The sequence below is a fragment of the Pandoraea pnomenusa genome (assembly GCF_040391475.1).
GTDB lineage: Bacteria > Pseudomonadota > Gammaproteobacteria > Burkholderiales > Burkholderiaceae > Pandoraea > Pandoraea pnomenusa_C.
Window position 1 is genome coordinate 20,485 of sequence record NZ_JBEBXS010000025.1, and the last position, 15,401, is coordinate 35,885.

Here is a 15,401-nt window from a genome sequence, read left to right on the forward strand (position 1 = left end):
ATTGGCAAGACGTTCGGCAAGACTGCGATGCTCAACTACTTTCTCAAACGCCTGCTCGGCCTGATCCCCACGCTGTTGATCGTGGCGGTGCTGGTGTTCGCCTTCGTGCACATGCTGCCGGGCGATCCGGCGCGTCTGGCTGCCGGTCCGCAAGCGGACGAGTCGACCGTGGCGCTGGTGCGTCAGGACCTGGGCCTCGACAAGCCGCTGCTTACCCAATTCACGAACTTCATCACGCACGCCGTGCGTTTTGACTTCGGCCTGTCGATGCGCAGCAAGCAACCGGTCTCGACCGAAATCGGCAGCCGTTTCTTCCCGACCCTCTGGCTCACGCTGGTGAGCATGATCTGGTCGGTGGTCATCGGTATGGCGCTGGGCGTCGCGTCGGCCGTGTGGCGCAATCGCTGGCCCGACCGACTCGGCATGACGTTTGCCGTCTCGGGGATTTCGTTCCCGGCCTTCGCGCTGGGCATGCTGCTCATGCAGGTGTTCTCGGTGCAGCTCGGCTGGCTGCCCACGATGGGCGCCGATTCCTGGAAGAGCTACATCCTGCCGTCGATCACGCTCGGCGCGGCCGTGGCCGCCGTGATGGCGCGCTTCACGCGCTCGGCCTTCGTCGAGGTGCTGCACGAAGACTTCGTGCGCACGGCGCGTGCGAAGGGGCTCAACGAAATGCGCGTGGTGTTCAAGCACGCGCTGCGCAACGCCATGATCCCGGTCGTCACGATGATGGGGTTGCAGTTCGGTTTTCTGCTCGGCGGCTCGATCGTCGTCGAGGTGGTGTTCAACTGGCCCGGTCTGGGGCGATTGCTGATCGACTCGGTCGAGATGCGCGACTACCCCGTGATTCAGGCGCTGGTGCTGCTGTTCTCGCTCGAGTTCATTCTGATCAACCTCGTGGTCGACGTGCTTTATGCCGTCATCAACCCGACCATTCGCTACAAGTGAGGCACGCATCATGAACGCGGGTCAAACGACTACCGCCAATACGGCGGCAACCGCCAAGGAAGGCCGCGTGCGCACGCCGTGGCGCGAATTCTGGCGCAAATTCAAGAAGCAGCACATCGCGCTGGTGGCCGGTGCGTTCGTGCTGCTGCTGGTCATCATCGCGATCCTCGCGCCGCATCTGGTGCCGTTCGATCCGGAGAACTTCTTCGACTACGACGCCCTGAATGCCGGCCCGTCGGCGAAGCACTGGTTCGGCGTCGACTCGCTGGGCCGGGATATCTTCAGCCGCGTTCTCGCGGGCACGCGCATTTCGCTGGCCGCCGGCTTCGGCTCGGTGGCCCTTGGTGCGGTGATCGGCACGGTACTCGGCCTGCTCGCCGGCTATTACGAAGGCTGGTGGGACCGTATCGTGATGCGCATCTCCGACGTGCTGTTCGCGTTCCCGGGCATCTTGCTGGCGATCGGCGTGGTGGCCGTGCTGGGTAACGGCATGATCAACGTGATCGTTGCGGTGGCGATCTTCTCGATCCCCGCATTCGCGCGGCTCGTCCGCGGCAATACGCTGGTGCTCAAGCACCTGACGTACATCGAGGCGGCCCGCTCCATCGGCGCCTCGGACTGGACGATCATCATGCGGCACATCCTGCCGGGCACGGTGTCGTCGATTGTGGTGTACTTCTCCATGCGTATCGGCACGTCGATCATCACGGCCGCGAGTCTGTCGTTCCTCGGTCTGGGAGCGCAGCCGCCTACGCCGGAATGGGGGGCCATGCTCAACGAAGCACGCGCCGACATGGTCAACGCACCGCACATCGCCATTTTCCCGAGCCTCGCCATCTTCCTGACGGTGCTCGCTTTCAACCTGCTGGGCGACGGCCTGCGCGACGCGCTCGATCCGAAACTCGACCGGCACTGACGTATTTTCAGGAGCCCGGCATGCCACCGATGTCCGACACTCGCGAAGCCTTGTACGGTGCGCCCTACGTGGGGCTTTTGCCCGCCGGGCCGCACCACGCGATTTCGGATGTCCCGGGTGTCTTCGTCGGTCATGCCACGCTGGCCGACGGCCCGGTGCAGACCGGCGTCACGGTGGTTTGCCCGACGCCTGCCGAGCGCGTGAACGCTTCGCAGCCGAAGCTCGCGCCCGACGCCGGTTGGGACCCGTTCCGCGCCAAGATTCCCGCCGCAGCCGCCGTGATCAACGGCTTCGGCAAGAGCGTCGGCCTGATGCAGATCGACGAACTGGGCGTCATCGAAGCGCCCGTCGCGCTGACGAATACGTTCTCCGTAAGCCATGTGGTGCTCGGCCAGTTGCGTGCCGCCGTTGCCGCCAATCCGTCCATCGGGCGCGGCGGCCCGTCGCTCAACCCGACCGTGCTCGAGTGCAACGACGGCTATCTCAACGACATGCAGGCGTTTGTCGTGAGCGAAGCGCACTACGCGCAGGCGATGGCCGACGCGCGCGTCGAGTTCGCGCAGGGTGCCGTCGGGGCGGGGCGCGGAATGTCGAGCTTCGGCCTGAAGGGCGGCATCGGTTCCGCGTCGCGCGTTGTTGAGACCGCGGGGGCGACGTTCACGGTAGGGGTACTCGTCCTGTCCAACTTCGGTCGTGCCTCGCAATTGACGATTGCCGGGCGGCATGTCGGTCCGGTGCTCGACGAGCGTCTCGCACAGCCCGAGCAAAGTGCAGCGCCCGAGCGTGGCTCCATCATCATGCTGGTGGCGACCGACGCACCGCTCGACGCCCGGCAGTTGCGCCGCGTTGCAACGCGCACCGGCGCCGGACTCGCCCGCACGGGCTCGGTGTACGGCCACGGCAGCGGCGACGTGGCGCTCGCTTTCACCACTGGCTACACCATGCCCCATGACGCGACGGGCCGCGTCGCGCCGGCGGCGCTCGTCCCCGACGCACTCCTCGATCCGATTTTCCAGGCCACGGCCGACGCCACCGAGCAGGCGATCCTGCACGCGCTCTTTGCCGCCGAGTCGGTACTGGGGCGCGACGGTCACGTGCGTCGCGCGCTGGCCGACGTGTTGCCCGACTGGGCAACGCTGTGAGCCCCTCACGACATTGCTGACATCATGCGAATTCTGATCTCTACCGACATCGAAGGCGTTGCGGGCGTGTTCCACGTCGAGCAAACGCGCGCCGGAAACGGCGAGTACGAACGTGCACGTCGCTGGATGACGCGCGAAGCAAACGCCGCCGTCGAAGGCGCATTCGCGGGCGGGGCCACCGAAGTCATGGTGAACGACTCGCATGGCGGCTTCCGGAATCTGCTGCCCGACGAACTCGACCCGCGGGCGCGCGTCGTGCTGGGCAAGCCGCGCTATCTCGGCATGGTGGGCGGCGTGGAGGCAGGGTGCGACGCCTTGTTCATGATCGGCTACCACGGCAAGGCGCAGAGCGCCGGGATTCTGGCGCACACCATCAACAGCTTCGCGTTCGCGCGCGTCTGGCTGGCCGGCGTGGAGGCGAGCGAGGCCATGTTGTACGGCGCGCTCGCGGGTGAGCGTGGCGTGCCGATGGTCATGGCTAGCGGCGACGACGTCTTCTGCGAGGAGACGCAACTGATCTTCCCGCACGCCCGTTTCGTGCAGACGAAGGCCGCGTGGGGGCAGGGCAGCGGCATGACGCTCAGTCCGAGCCAGTCGTGCGACCTGATCCGCGAAGCGGCGAAGGAAGCGCTGGCCGACCCGCGCAAGTGGCATGCCTATCGCGTGGAGACGCCGGTCGAAGTGCGCTTGCAAGCGCAAACGACGGCGCTGGCCGATCTGTTCTGCCAGTGGCCGACGCTCGAGCGCGTTGACGGGGTGACGATGCAATTCACCGCACCGAGCGTCGAGGCGGCCGTGCGAATGCTCAACTGCCTCTCGGCCATGTCGTTCATGCTGCGCTGATCGCGCGCGGCATGCGCGGTCCCGCGCCAGTAACCTTTTGATTTGTAGGGTTTCTGTCGGAATTTCGGTCCCCGGCGACCGTCGTATTCCCTGTCAACCGATTCGGCGTTCGGTGCGCAGCCGCGCCACGACTGAATCAGCCGCCCCGTGTTGTTCAACCGCCACTGAATTAGGGTTCGCCACCCCGGGCCGCGCGGGAGCACATGCGATAATCCGTAATATTTTGTAACAGGTGCGCCATACAATAGGTGCCAATTGTTGGATTGTTGAACGCCGGATTGTCTTGGCGAGGAATCATGGATATCAGAAACGCCCGTCGTTGGGCGGAGCCCGGCGCAAAGCGATACGTCGGTGCGTTAATGGTGGTACTTGCTGCGTTTCTTGTTCGCAGCCTGCTGCATCCGGTACTCGATCACTCGATGCCGGGCATCTTCTTTGTGTGTGCGGTCATCATCGTGGAGTTCATCTGGGGCCTGGGGCCCGCGATCATGGCGATGATCATCAGCATTCCCATTTTCGATTTCTTCTTCGTGCCGCCGTTTCGCGACGTGGCGCAGCTCGATCGTCGCGACGTGATGATCGTCACGGGCTTCCTGCTGATCACGCCGCTCGCCGTCGTGCTGATCGAGCGCCTGCGCCGCGCCCAGTATCGTGCCGAGCTGATTGCCGAAGTCTCGCAGACACGCTATGAAATGCTGCTGCGCGCCGAAAACGAGCGCATGGTGTTGTCGGACTCCGTGCAGTTGGGCAATGCGTTGATGACGTATCTCACCAAGCACCTCGACACGATCTTCTATCTGGCCAATCCGGCGACGCACTACGAATTCATCGACGAGCATTTTCGCCGTGCGACCGGCGTCGCGCCGGACGTCGCCAAACGCGACGGTTTGCGAGCGATGCTGCATCCGGAAGATGTGGCACGAATGGCCGGACTGTTCTCGGTCGACGGTGAACGCCCGCAGTACGGTGCGCACAATCTGCGCATGCGCACGCGCGAGGGCGGTTTCGAAATGTTTCATTGCGAGTTGCAGTATTTCCGCGCACATGTCGGGACTTACGTGATTCTGCGTCTGCATGCGGGGCCGGCGGTGCGTCCGGTCACGCCGCTGCACACGCTCACGCCGGCGGCCAATGCGCGTGATGTCACCGAGGCGCCGGTCGTCTCGGGTGGGGTTTGACGATGTTCCAGGAAGATATCTTTTACAAAGGCGGAGAGCATGCGGTGCTGCTGCTGCCGGGCCTGTCGAGCACACCGCTCGAAATGCGTCCGGTCGCCAAGGCATTGCATCGCGACGGTTACACCGTCTCGGTGCCTCACATCGAAGGCTACGGCCTGGGGGCGCCGTGCTCCGACTGGCGCGCCTGGGTCGCCGCCGCGCGGGCGAAGTTCCGCGAACTGCGCGACACGCATGAGACGGTGTCGATCTGCGGGCTGAGCATGGGCGCGACGCTGAGTCTGGCCGTCGCCGAGGAGGAGCCGGAAGTGGCGGCCCTCTCGCTGCTGGCGACCACGCTCGTGTACGACGGCTGGACGATTCCCTGGTACTACCCGCTCATCGATCTCGTCTTCCACACGCCGTTACGCAATCGCTATCGTTATCAGGAAAAGGCCCCGTACGGCCTGAAGAACGAAGCCATGCGCGCTCGGGTGGCCAAGTCGATGTCGCTCAACGACGCCTCCGAAATCGGGGCCGCGTCTCTGCCGCTCGCCCACTTGTACAACGCGCGACGTCTCGCTGCCCATGTGCGGGAGCGACTCAACCGCGTGAATGCCGATTGCCTCGTGATTCACGCGGTGGATGACGACACTGCCAGCCCGCATAACGCTCGGATCGTTTTCGAAGGCGTGTCGTCCGAAGTGAAGCAGAAGTGCCTGCTCGGCGAGAGCTATCACATTTTGACGATGGACAACGAGCGCGAAACGGTGGCTGACGAGACGCGCCGGTTCTTCCGCGAGGCCGTGGCACGTCGCACCGGGGCTGCCAACTCCGAGACGCGAATCATCTCCAAGGCGCTGCTGCGCGCCAAACGTCGTCAGGCCGCCGCCTGACACTTCCAGCGAATCGCGAACGACGCGCGCACGCTTTTGCGGCGCGCGTCGCGTGCCGGTTCCGCTGCGTCGGTGTGTCCACTTCCTATCGGCAGTTCGTCGGTTTCTCACCTGCTGCGACACCTCCGGGGCGTCCGGTCTCCTGATCGGCTACCTGACATCGGTACGTCCGTAACCCGCGCCAATGTTAGGAATACGTGATGTCATCAAACTGCCATCGATGGCCGGTTAAGGTCTGGGTTTTCCGATCCTGCCGTCTCCGGGCGGCTGTGCACACTCGCCCATGTCATCGCTCGTCATCGAATCCGTCAGCAAGCAGTGGGGCAATACACACGCGCTTCAGGACGTGAGTTTTGCCGCCGATGCCGGCTCGCTGGTCGTTTTGCTCGGCCCGTCGGGCTGCGGAAAATCGACACTGCTGCGCATGATCGCCGGGCTTGAGACGCCGAGCGCCGGACGCATCCTGCTGGGGGGCAACGACGTGACCGTCCTGCCGCCGGCGCGCCGCAAGCTCTCGATGGTCTTCCAGTCTTACGCGCTGTTTCCGCATCTGTCGGTGCGCGAGAACCTGCTGTTCGGTCTTCGCGTACGTGGCGAGCCGGCGAGCGACTATCCGCAACGTCTCGCGCGAGTGGCGTCTCTGCTGGGGCTTGCCCCTTATCTCGATCGCAAGCCGTCGCAACTCTCGGGCGGGCAGCAACAGCGTGTAGCCCTTGGGCGTGCAGTGATTGCCGAGACGTCCGTGTGCCTGATGGACGAACCGCTCTCGAACCTCGACGCGCAACTGCGTCAGGAAATGCGCCGCGAGATCCGCGCGCTGCAACAACAACTCGGCATGACGCTCGTCTACGTCACGCACGATCAGACCGAAGCGATGAGCATGGCCGATCAGGTCGTGCTGCTTCGCGACGGGCGCATCGAGCAGTGCGGTGCGCCGCATACGTTGTACGCCACGCCTGCGACCCGTTTTGCCGCGAGCTTCATCGGCACGCCGCCGATGCAACTGCTCTCGCTCGTGCGTCATGGCGATGTGCTCGTTCCTGCGGGACAGACCGGCCCGGCGCTGGCGTCGGCCAACGTGCTGTCGGGGACGCAAGACGCCGTGTTGCTAGGTCTGCGTCCGGAACATGTGCGCGCGGTGGCGCCGACCACCGTGGGCGCCGTGCTGGCGACGGTGAGCGCGGTCGAATACCTGGGCGCGGACACACTCGTGTCCTGCACGTTGGGTGCAGCAGGCGAGGTGGCGACACGTGTGCCGGGACACCGGCCGTTCTTGCCGGGCGACGCCATCGGCCTGCAATGGGAGGCGGCCGATCAGCATCTGTTCGATGCCGTGACGGGCGATCGCATCGGCGGGGCGGCGTGGCGCACGACGTCTGGCGATGAGACATCCCGGGGCGCCGGAGCGGCGAACGCAAGCGACAAGACCGAGAACGCGGACAACGCGGGCAACGCCGAAGGCTTGCCGTCGACGGCAACGAAAGCAGTTCAGGCGACACCCGCACTCACCTCACAACAACACGCCTGAGCGCGGCACCGCGGGGCGCGAAGGCTCCCGCATCGATTTTCAGTTACACCACCAAAACGCTTACATGGGGAACCAAGCGATATGCGACGCACGATTCTGAAAACGTTTGCAGCCGGCGTGGCCACGCTGGCATTGGGCGGCCTGACGGGCTCGGCCATGGCGCAACAGAAGCCTGTCGAGCTCACGTTCTACTACCCGGTTGCCGTCGGCGGCCCGGTCACGAAGATCATCAACGATCTGGTGGCCGACTTCGAGAAGGATCACCCCACGATCAAGGTCAAGCCGGTGTACGCCGGTACCTATCAGGATTCGGTCGTGAAAGCGCTGACCGCCGCGAAGGCCGGTACGCCGCCGCAGGTGGCCGTGCTTGCCGCCGCCGACGTCTTCACGCTGATCGACGAAGACGCCGTGGTTCCCATCGACAGCATCGCCAATACACCCGCCGACAAGCAGTGGCTCGACGGCTTCTATCCGGCGCTGATGATGAACTCGCGTATCAACGGTCACACTTGGGGGGTGCCGTTCCAGCGCTCGACCATCGTGATGTACTGGAACAAGGACCTGTTCCGCGAAGCCGGTCTCGACCCGGAGCGTGCACCCGCGAACTGGACAGAGCTCGCGAGCTACGCGCAGAAGCTCACCAAGCGCGACGCCTCGGGCAACGTGACGCAATGGGGCATCAAGGTCCCGTCGACCGGCTTCGGCTACTGGCTGTTCCAGGCGTTCACCACCCCGGCCGGCATCGAGCTGATGAACCCGTCGGGCAACAAGACGTTCCTCAATGCCCCGCAGGCGGTCGAATCGCTGCAGTTCTGGGTCGACCTCGCCGCCAAGGACAAGGCCATGCCGACGGGCTCGATCGAATGGGGCACCACGCCGAAGGACTTCCTCGAGAAGAAGGCGGCCATCATCTACACGACCACGGGTAACCTGACGAACATTCGCACCAACGCGACGTTCCCGTTCGGCGTGGGCAAGATGCCGGCCAAGGTGCGCGGCGGCAGCCCGACCGGCGGCGGCAACTTCTACGTCTTCAAGAAGAGCACGCCGGAAGAGAAGCAGGCTGCGATGACGTTCATCAAGTGGGCCACCACGCCGGAACGTGCTGCGCAATTCGGCATCGACACGGGCTATGTCGCCGTGACGCCGGCCGCGTGGGAAACCCCGGTGATGAAGCAGTACGTGCAGAAGGTGCCAGCCGCTGCCGTGGCGCGCGATCAACTCGGCAGCAGCGTCGCCGAGTTCTCGACGCACGACAACCAGCGCGTGACCAAGGCGCTCAACGATGCGCTGCAAGCCGCGCTCACGGGCACCAAGTCGCCGAAGCAGGCACTCGACGACGCACAACGTGAAGCCGATCGCATTCTGCGCGCCTACGCGCGCTGATCGTCGGCGATTGCCTTGTTGAAAGGCGGGGCCCGGTGGCTCGCGGCACTTGCTGCGCACCGTGAGCACTGTGGTCCCGCAACATCCATCGATCGATGATTCGATGGGGGCGCCAATCCATCATCCGTACCGCATCGAATACGCTCGATGAACCGTTCCACTACCGTTTCCCCGTCGTGGGTGCCCTGGCTGCTGCTGTTGCCGGCGCTGGCGCTGCTCGTCGCCTTCACGCATTACCCGGCCGTGGCCACGCTGTGGCACAGCTTTTTCTCGACGGCCCGTGCCGGTGCGCCGGCCGTCTATGTGGGCGCCGAGAACTATCAACTGCTGATCGACGATCCCGTCTTCTGGCAGGCGTTGCGCAACAACACGCTGTTCGCCCTCGTGACCGTGCCTGTCGCGATTGCGCTGGCGATCGTCATGGCGCTGTGGGTGCATCGTCAGGTGCCGGGGCGCGCGTTGCTGCGGCTGGCGTACTTCACGCCCGCCATCCTGCCGATGATCGCCGTGGCGAACATCTGGCTCTTTTTCTATACGCCGCAGTACGGGCTGATCGCACAGATTTCGCAGGCGTTCGGCTGGGGGGATCACAACTGGCTCGGCCAGCCGGGTACCGCGCTGCCCGCGCTCATGATCGTGACGATCTGGAAGGAAGCCGGGTTCTTCATGATCTTCTACCTGGCCGCGCTGCAACAGATCTCGCCGACGTTAGCCGAGGCCGCCGCGCTCGAAGGGGCGTCGCGCTGGCAGTTCTTTCGTCGCGTGCAGTGGCCGCTGCTCATGCCGACGACCGTGTTCGTCGTGATCAATGCGCTCATCAACGCATTCCGCCTCGTCGACCACATTGTGGTGATGACGCGCGGCGGGCCGGATAACGCCACGCAACTGCTGCTGTACTACATCTATCAGGTGGCGTTCAGTTTTTGGGATACGTCCTATGCGGCGGCGCTGACGGTGGTGTTGCTTGCGCTGCTCGCCATCGTCGCCTTCGTGAAATTCCGTCTGCTCGACTCACGCACGCACTACCAATGACGACCTCTGCCAATCCGACACCGGCCTCGCGCACGACGCAGACCTCGGACTCGACCGGCAAGACGCGTGCCGCGCTGCCCGCATTCTCCGCGACCGGTCACACCAGCGCGCTCGACGTGGCCGGGGCCTGGCTGCTCGGCCTGCTCTGGCTGCTGCCGCTGCTCTATGCGTTGTGGAGCGCCTTTCATCCGTCAGCCTACGCGACGCGGTTCTCGCTGAATGCACCGCTTACGCTCGAGAACTTCGTGCATGCGTGGCAGGCCGCGCCGTTCGGGCGCTATCTCGTGAACACGTTCGTGCTCGTGACAGTGATTCTCGTCGCGCAGCTCGTGCTGGCGACGCTGGCGGCTTACGCGTTCGCGCGCTTCACGTTCCGAGGCAGTGAAGTCGCGTTCATGATCGTGCTGCTGCAACTGATGGTGATGCCCGATGTGCTCATCGTCGAGAACTATCGCACCATTGCGTGGATGGGGTTGCGCGACACGATCTTCGGCATTGCGTTGCCGTACTTCGCGTCGGCGTTCGGCATTTTCCTGCTGCGTCAGGCGTTCAAGACCGTGCCGCGCGAGCTTGACGACGCCGCGCGCGTGGAAGGCGCGAATGCATGGCAGGTGCTGTGGCGCGTGTATGTGCCGCTCGCGCGTCCGGTGTATGTGGCGTATGCGTTGGTGTCGATCAGCCATCACTGGAACAACTTCCTGTGGCCGCTGATCGTGACGAACTCAGTGGAGACGCGGCCGCTGACCGTTGGCCTGCAGGTGTTTTCGTCCACCGATCAGGGGATTGACTGGTCGCTGATTACGGCGGCCACGCTGATGACCGCCGCGCCGCTGTTCGTCGCGTTTCTGCTGTTCCAGCGCCAGTTCGTGCAGTCGTTCATGCGCGCAGGGATTCGCTGACGGATTTGGCGGTGCAGGTGGCAAAGGCGGCAAAGGTGGCGAAGGTGACGCCGGGCCGTCCGAAACGACAACGGCACGCCTGGAAGCGTGCCGTTGTCATTTGCGCCGGACGTACCGGCCGATACCGCGTTTGCCTGTCCTGCCGGCGTTGCGGCGGGGGCCGGTGCTGCAAAGTTATTTGTCCGCCGCCTTCACGAGCAACACCGGGATGGTGGTGATGCGCAGCAGCGTTTCGGCAACGCTGCCCAGCAGCAGGCGGTTCAGGCCGCGACGGCCGTGAGTGCCGAGCACGATCACGTCGGCGTTCCACTCCTGCGCTTCGCGCAGCACGGCGTCGGCGATTTCGTCGGTGCCGGCGTCGAGCGTGATCATCTTCGTCTCGGCATCCACGCCGCGCTTCTTCAGATCGCCCTGTGCCGTGGCGAGAATCTCGCTGGTTTCCTTCTCGAACGACTCCTGGCTCTCCAGCGGCACGAAACCACTGTAGGCGCCGGCGGCGTACGCGTTGGCGAGCGAGGGGACGACCGACACCAGGCGAATCTTGCCCTGGCTGAGCGCGACGAGCTTGACGGCTTCGTCGATGGCGCGGTTCGAGGGGGTGCTGCCGTCGATCGAAACCAGAATGCGTTCGTACATGATGGTGTCCTCTATGGGCTGGGAATGCGTCAAATGCCTGTCTGACGAGGCGCCGGCCTTGGGGGCAAAGGCCGCAGCGGGTCGTCAGGCGCGGTCAGGATATTTTCATTCTCGCATTGCGACGGGGCAAAGTCATCCCGTGCGTCGACGGGACATTGACCGCACGCAATAACGCATCGTAATGCCAACCGCGCTCGCGTGCACGACAAAGGTGCAGGGCGCCGGCCTTCAGTTCGCCTGGCAGGCGATCACGATGTTGGCGACGCCGCCGCTCACGTCGCGCGTGAGCACTTCGTAGCCCTTTTGCTGGCACTGGGTGCGCGCGCGCTGATCGCAGTCGCCCGCAATGGTGGCCGAGCACTGGATCTGTTGGGTGGGACGTCCGTCCGAGGTGAACAGCGGGGCGGACGACCCGCAGGCGGACAGCGTGACAGTGAGAAGCCCCGAGGACAGCAGAATGGCGATCTTGGCGAGATTTTTCATAATGGTCGTCTTACTAGCTCCCGCGAGTATAGCGCGGCGCAGTGACCGTGCACGCCGGGTGTCCCACCCCTGTGGCACCCCCGTCAGGCCGCGGGCAACTCGCCCGCCAGCCGCTGCCGGCGCAGCGTGCGCACGCTGTCGAAAACGATCAGCGCGACGCCGATCCAGATCGGCACATAGGTCCACAGGCCATTGGCAGTGAACGGCTCGCCGAGCAGGAACACGGAGACGGCAAACAGCAGCACCGGCTCCACGTAGCTGAGAATGCCGTACACGCCGATCGGCAAAATACGCGCGGCCGCCAGCGTGCTGGCCAGCGCACTGGCGCTGAGCAGCCCGAGCGCTGGCAGCCAGAACCAGTAGCGGGGCTCGGCCACGATCGGCGCGTTTTCCGGCCAGGCCTGCCACAGCACGATGGCGGCTACCGGCGTCATCGCCAGCAGTTCCATGATGAAGGCGCTCAGGGCGTCGAGCCGCAAGCGGCGGCGCAACATGAAGTAAGGCGGGTAGCCGAACATGATGACCGCCGTGACCCACGACAACGCGCGCGTCGCCCACAGCTCGTGCGCCACGCCCAGCGCGGCGGCGATGACGGCGGCGGTCTGCAACGGGGAGAGGCGTTCCTTGTACACGGTGCGCCCGGCCAGCACCATCGTGAGGGGCAACAGGAAGTAGCCGAGCGACGCGTCGAGCATGCGTTGCTGCAAGGGGGCCCAGACGAACAGCCACAACTGGATACTCAGCATGGCGGCGCAGAGCAGCACCGCGCCGAGCAGCGCGGGGCGGTGCAGCACGTGGGAGAAGGTGCTGCCGAGCACGTTCCAGCGCCGCAGTCCTGCAACGATCACCAGCGTGCCGGGCAACGTGAGCAGGATGCGCCACGCGAAGACGTCCAGACCGGACAGCGGCGCCAACTGCGCAACGAGCGCGGGCATGATGGAAAACATGACCGACGCCGAGACGGAGAGGGTAACGCCGCGACCGGAAAGCATGGGTGTCCTGTGAGGTGATGCCAAGGGTACTGGGGCCAGAAGCCCCGAAATCAGGCCGCGAGCATAGCAAATTTGCACCAGATTCGGGCGTTTGTCACAGAGGCCACGCAGAATGTCTCCCGACGCGCGGGAACGCGTATGATCGCCGTGCGTCGAGCGTTTTCCCCCAACTGCCGCCCGTGTGTGGCTTCCCTGCTGGAGATTTGTGCATGTCGTCTGTTCCCGCCACGCCTGCCATCGCTGAATATGCGGCTTTCGCCGGCGCCCTGGCCGACGCCGTCCGGCCGCTGTCGCTGGGTTGGTTCCGCCGTCGTTTGGCGGTTGACGACAAGGCCGATGAAAGCCCGGTGACGATTGCCGACCGCGAGGTCGAGACCGCCCTGCGCGAGCGAATCGCCGCGCGCTATCCGTCGCACGGCATCTGGGGGGAGGAATTCGGCAAGGTGGGGGTGGACGCCGAGTACGTCTGGTCCGTCGATCCGATCGACGGCACCCGCAGCTTCATTACCGGTCATCCGCTTTGGGGTACGCTGCTGGCGCTGCTGCACCACGGCAAGCCGGTCGTCGGTGTGATCGACATTCCGGCAACGGGTGAGCGCTGGGTTGGCGTGAACGACCTTGCAGGCGGTGTGCGCGAGGCCCGCTTCGGCGGGGAAGTCTGTGCCACCAGCCCGGTCACCGCGCTGGCCGAGGCAACCGTCTATGCCACGTCACCCGATATCTTCGACGCTGCCGAGTATGCGCAATTCGAGCGGTTGACGAAGGCCGTGAGCCGTCGCCGTTTCGGTGGCGATTGCTATGCCTACGGCCTGCTGGCGAGCGGGCATATCGAACTGGTGATGGAAGCCGGCTTGCAGACGTATGATTATCTGGCCGTGGCGCCGGTTATCGAAGCGGCGGGCGGCGTGATTACCGACTGGGAAGGCCGGCCGCTCACGCTGACCTCGCAGGGACGCGTGCTGGCGGCCGCCAACGCCGAGCTTCACGCTGCGGCGCTGGCCTGCATTCGCGGCGACTGAACGGCGCGCTCGCCGAGCGCATCGCGCCAGGCGCGGTCCGGCGCGGTCCGGCGCGTTCAGGCATTCTGGCGCGGCATGCCGCGCCAGATGCGCGGCAGCAACACCCCCAGCACCACGCCGCGCGTGGCAAGAAACGCCATCAATGCGACCCACAGACCGTGATTGCCCCACGCCTCCAGCGTGAAGGGCATGACGGCCGCAAACACCAGCAGGCCGATCAACGACGACGTGAGCAGCTCACGCGTGCGCGTCGCGCCGATGAACACCCCGTCCAACTGGAAACACCACACCGCGACGATCGGCGAGAGCACGGCCCACGGCAGGAACTCGCGCGCGGTCTCGCGCAGCACCGGTTGATCGGTGAGGGCATCGATGATCGCGCCGCCCGCGACCGCATAGACGAGCGCGAACCCCACGGCGCAGGCCAGTGCCCAGCCAAGCGAGAGGCGTATCGCATGCAGTAGCGCCTGCCGCTGACGGGCGCCCACATACGCCCCGACCAACGCTTCGGCCGCGTGAGCGAAGCCGTCGAGTCCGTACGCCATGAACGTCTGGAAATTCAGCAACAGGGCATTGGCTGCCAGCGTTGTGTCGCCCAACCGGGCGCCCACACGCGCGAACCACGCGAAGGCGAGTTGCAGGAATAGCGTGCGCAGGAAGATGTCGAGATTGAGCCGCAGCAACCGCCACAAGGCACTGCGTTCCACGAGCGTGGTCAGTCGCAGCGACGGCAGGCCCGGTGTGCGTGCCAGCCACAGAAGCCAGGCGCCGAGGGCAAAGCCGAGGCTATCGGCCAGTGCCGTCGCGGCCGCGATGCCCTCGACGCCCCAGTCGAAACCGCGCACGAAGACGAGTACCGCCACGATGTTCACCACGTTGATGAACACCTGCACGGCCAGCCCCTGACGCACGCGCTGACAGGCCAGCAAATACCCAAGCACCACGTAGTTGCCGAGTGCCAGCGGGGCGGCGAGGATGCGGATGCTGGCGTACTGGCGTCCGAGCGATTGCACCTGTTCGCTGCCGCCCAGCCACGACACGCCGAGCGAGACGAGCGGGTGGCGAAAGAGCAGGAGCACGGCGCCGATGGCGAATGCCAGGGCGAGCGCGCGAGCCAGCGTGTCGCGCAGTTGTTCGGCATTGCGCGCACCGAACGCCTGTGCGGCGAGACCGGTGGTGCCCATGCGAAGGAACGAGAAGCCCCAGAAAATGAGGTTCAGCAGCAGGCCGCCGAGCGCCACACCGCCGAGATACGCAGGGCCCGGCAGATGGCCGGCCACGGCCGTATCGACGGCCGACAGCATGGGCTGGGTGAGATTGGCGAGCACGATAGGCACCGCCAGGCGAAGCAGTTGCCGGTGACCGGCGGCCGCAGGGGCAGGGTTCATGGGTTGTCGGTGCGGTGACCGTTCATGGCGGCCCCGTCGGAATCCGCGCGTGGCGGCAGGTTAGGAGTGCGCCGATTATAAAGTCTGGCCGCGCCGATTACCCGGCTGACCAGATTGACCAGATTGACCAGATTGACCC

15 protein-coding genes are annotated in these 15,401 nt (G+C 65.2%); 11 read left to right on the top strand and 4 right to left on the bottom strand.

Going from position 1 to position 15,401, the window contains the following annotated elements:
* Positions 1–27: 27 nt before the first annotated feature.
* From gsiC to ABWO90_RS20900, 10 genes are all read left to right on the top strand, one after another.
* Complete coding sequence (gsiC, locus tag ABWO90_RS20855) at positions 28–948, top strand: glutathione ABC transporter permease GsiC (protein ID WP_353193140.1); 921 nt, start codon at positions 28–30, stop codon at positions 946–948.
* A 10-nt stretch (positions 949–958) separates the two neighbouring features.
* On the top strand, positions 959–1,864 hold the full coding sequence (gsiD, locus tag ABWO90_RS20860; protein WP_353193141.1) for a glutathione ABC transporter permease GsiD: 906 nt from the start codon (positions 959–961) through the stop codon (positions 1,862–1,864).
* Positions 1,865–1,884: 20 nt separating this feature from the next.
* Positions 1,885–3,006 (top strand): DmpA family aminopeptidase, encoded by a 1,122-nt coding sequence (locus tag ABWO90_RS20865; RefSeq protein ID WP_353193142.1) that lies wholly within the window; start codon positions 1,885–1,887, stop codon positions 3,004–3,006.
* A 24-nt stretch (positions 3,007–3,030) separates the two neighbouring features.
* On the top strand, positions 3,031–3,849 hold the full coding sequence (locus ABWO90_RS20870; protein WP_353193143.1) for a M55 family metallopeptidase: 819 nt from the start codon (positions 3,031–3,033) through the stop codon (positions 3,847–3,849).
* A 296-nt stretch (positions 3,850–4,145) separates the two neighbouring features.
* A complete protein-coding gene (locus tag ABWO90_RS20875; protein ID WP_353193144.1) occupies positions 4,146–5,027 on the top strand; it encodes a DUF4118 domain-containing protein in 882 nt (293 codons plus the stop codon).
* Positions 5,028–5,029: 2 nt separating this feature from the next.
* Complete coding sequence (locus ABWO90_RS20880) at positions 5,030–5,899, top strand: alpha/beta hydrolase (protein WP_353193145.1); 870 nt, start codon at positions 5,030–5,032, stop codon at positions 5,897–5,899.
* Positions 5,900–6,182: 283 nt separating this feature from the next.
* A complete protein-coding gene (locus tag ABWO90_RS20885; RefSeq protein WP_353193146.1) occupies positions 6,183–7,427 on the top strand; it encodes an ABC transporter ATP-binding protein in 1,245 nt (414 codons plus the stop codon).
* Between the two features lie 81 nt (positions 7,428–7,508).
* Positions 7,509–8,813 (top strand): ABC transporter substrate-binding protein, encoded by a 1,305-nt coding sequence (locus tag ABWO90_RS20890; protein ID WP_353193147.1) that lies wholly within the window; start codon positions 7,509–7,511, stop codon positions 8,811–8,813.
* A 147-nt stretch (positions 8,814–8,960) separates the two neighbouring features.
* The gene (locus ABWO90_RS20895) at positions 8,961–9,845 is read left to right on the top strand and encodes a carbohydrate ABC transporter permease (protein ID WP_353193148.1); all 885 of its coding nucleotides are present in this window, start codon (positions 8,961–8,963) and stop codon (positions 9,843–9,845) included.
* Entirely contained in the window at positions 9,842–10,744 is a 903-nt protein-coding gene (locus tag ABWO90_RS20900) for a carbohydrate ABC transporter permease (RefSeq protein ID WP_353193149.1), read from the top strand. Before ABWO90_RS20895 ends, ABWO90_RS20900 begins: the two co-directional genes overlap by 4 nt.
* Before the next feature lie 174 nt (positions 10,745–10,918).
* Here the strand turns inward: ABWO90_RS20900 and ABWO90_RS20905 are convergent, their stop codons facing one another.
* The 3 genes from ABWO90_RS20905 to rarD form a co-directional block, all read right to left on the bottom strand.
* Positions 10,919–11,380 (bottom strand): universal stress protein, encoded by a 462-nt coding sequence (locus ABWO90_RS20905; RefSeq protein ID WP_353193150.1) that lies wholly within the window; start codon positions 11,378–11,380, stop codon positions 10,919–10,921.
* 228 nt (positions 11,381–11,608) lie between these two features.
* The gene (locus ABWO90_RS20910; protein WP_353193151.1) at positions 11,609–11,863 is read right to left on the bottom strand and encodes a hypothetical protein; all 255 of its coding nucleotides are present in this window, start codon (positions 11,861–11,863) and stop codon (positions 11,609–11,611) included.
* 83 nt (positions 11,864–11,946) lie between these two features.
* Complete coding sequence (rarD, locus tag ABWO90_RS20915; protein ID WP_353193152.1) at positions 11,947–12,855, bottom strand: EamA family transporter RarD; 909 nt, start codon at positions 12,853–12,855, stop codon at positions 11,947–11,949.
* Positions 12,856–13,064: 209 nt separating this feature from the next.
* On the opposite strand from rarD, the gene hisN reads away from it, so the two are divergent.
* The gene (gene hisN, locus ABWO90_RS20920; protein ID WP_353193153.1) at positions 13,065–13,874 is read left to right on the top strand and encodes a histidinol-phosphatase; all 810 of its coding nucleotides are present in this window, start codon (positions 13,065–13,067) and stop codon (positions 13,872–13,874) included.
* Positions 13,875–13,930: 56 nt separating this feature from the next.
* Here the strand turns inward: hisN and ABWO90_RS20925 are convergent, their stop codons facing one another.
* The gene (locus ABWO90_RS20925; RefSeq protein ID WP_353193154.1) at positions 13,931–15,262 is read right to left on the bottom strand and encodes an MATE family efflux transporter; all 1,332 of its coding nucleotides are present in this window, start codon (positions 15,260–15,262) and stop codon (positions 13,931–13,933) included.
* Positions 15,263–15,401: the final 139 nt, after the last annotated feature.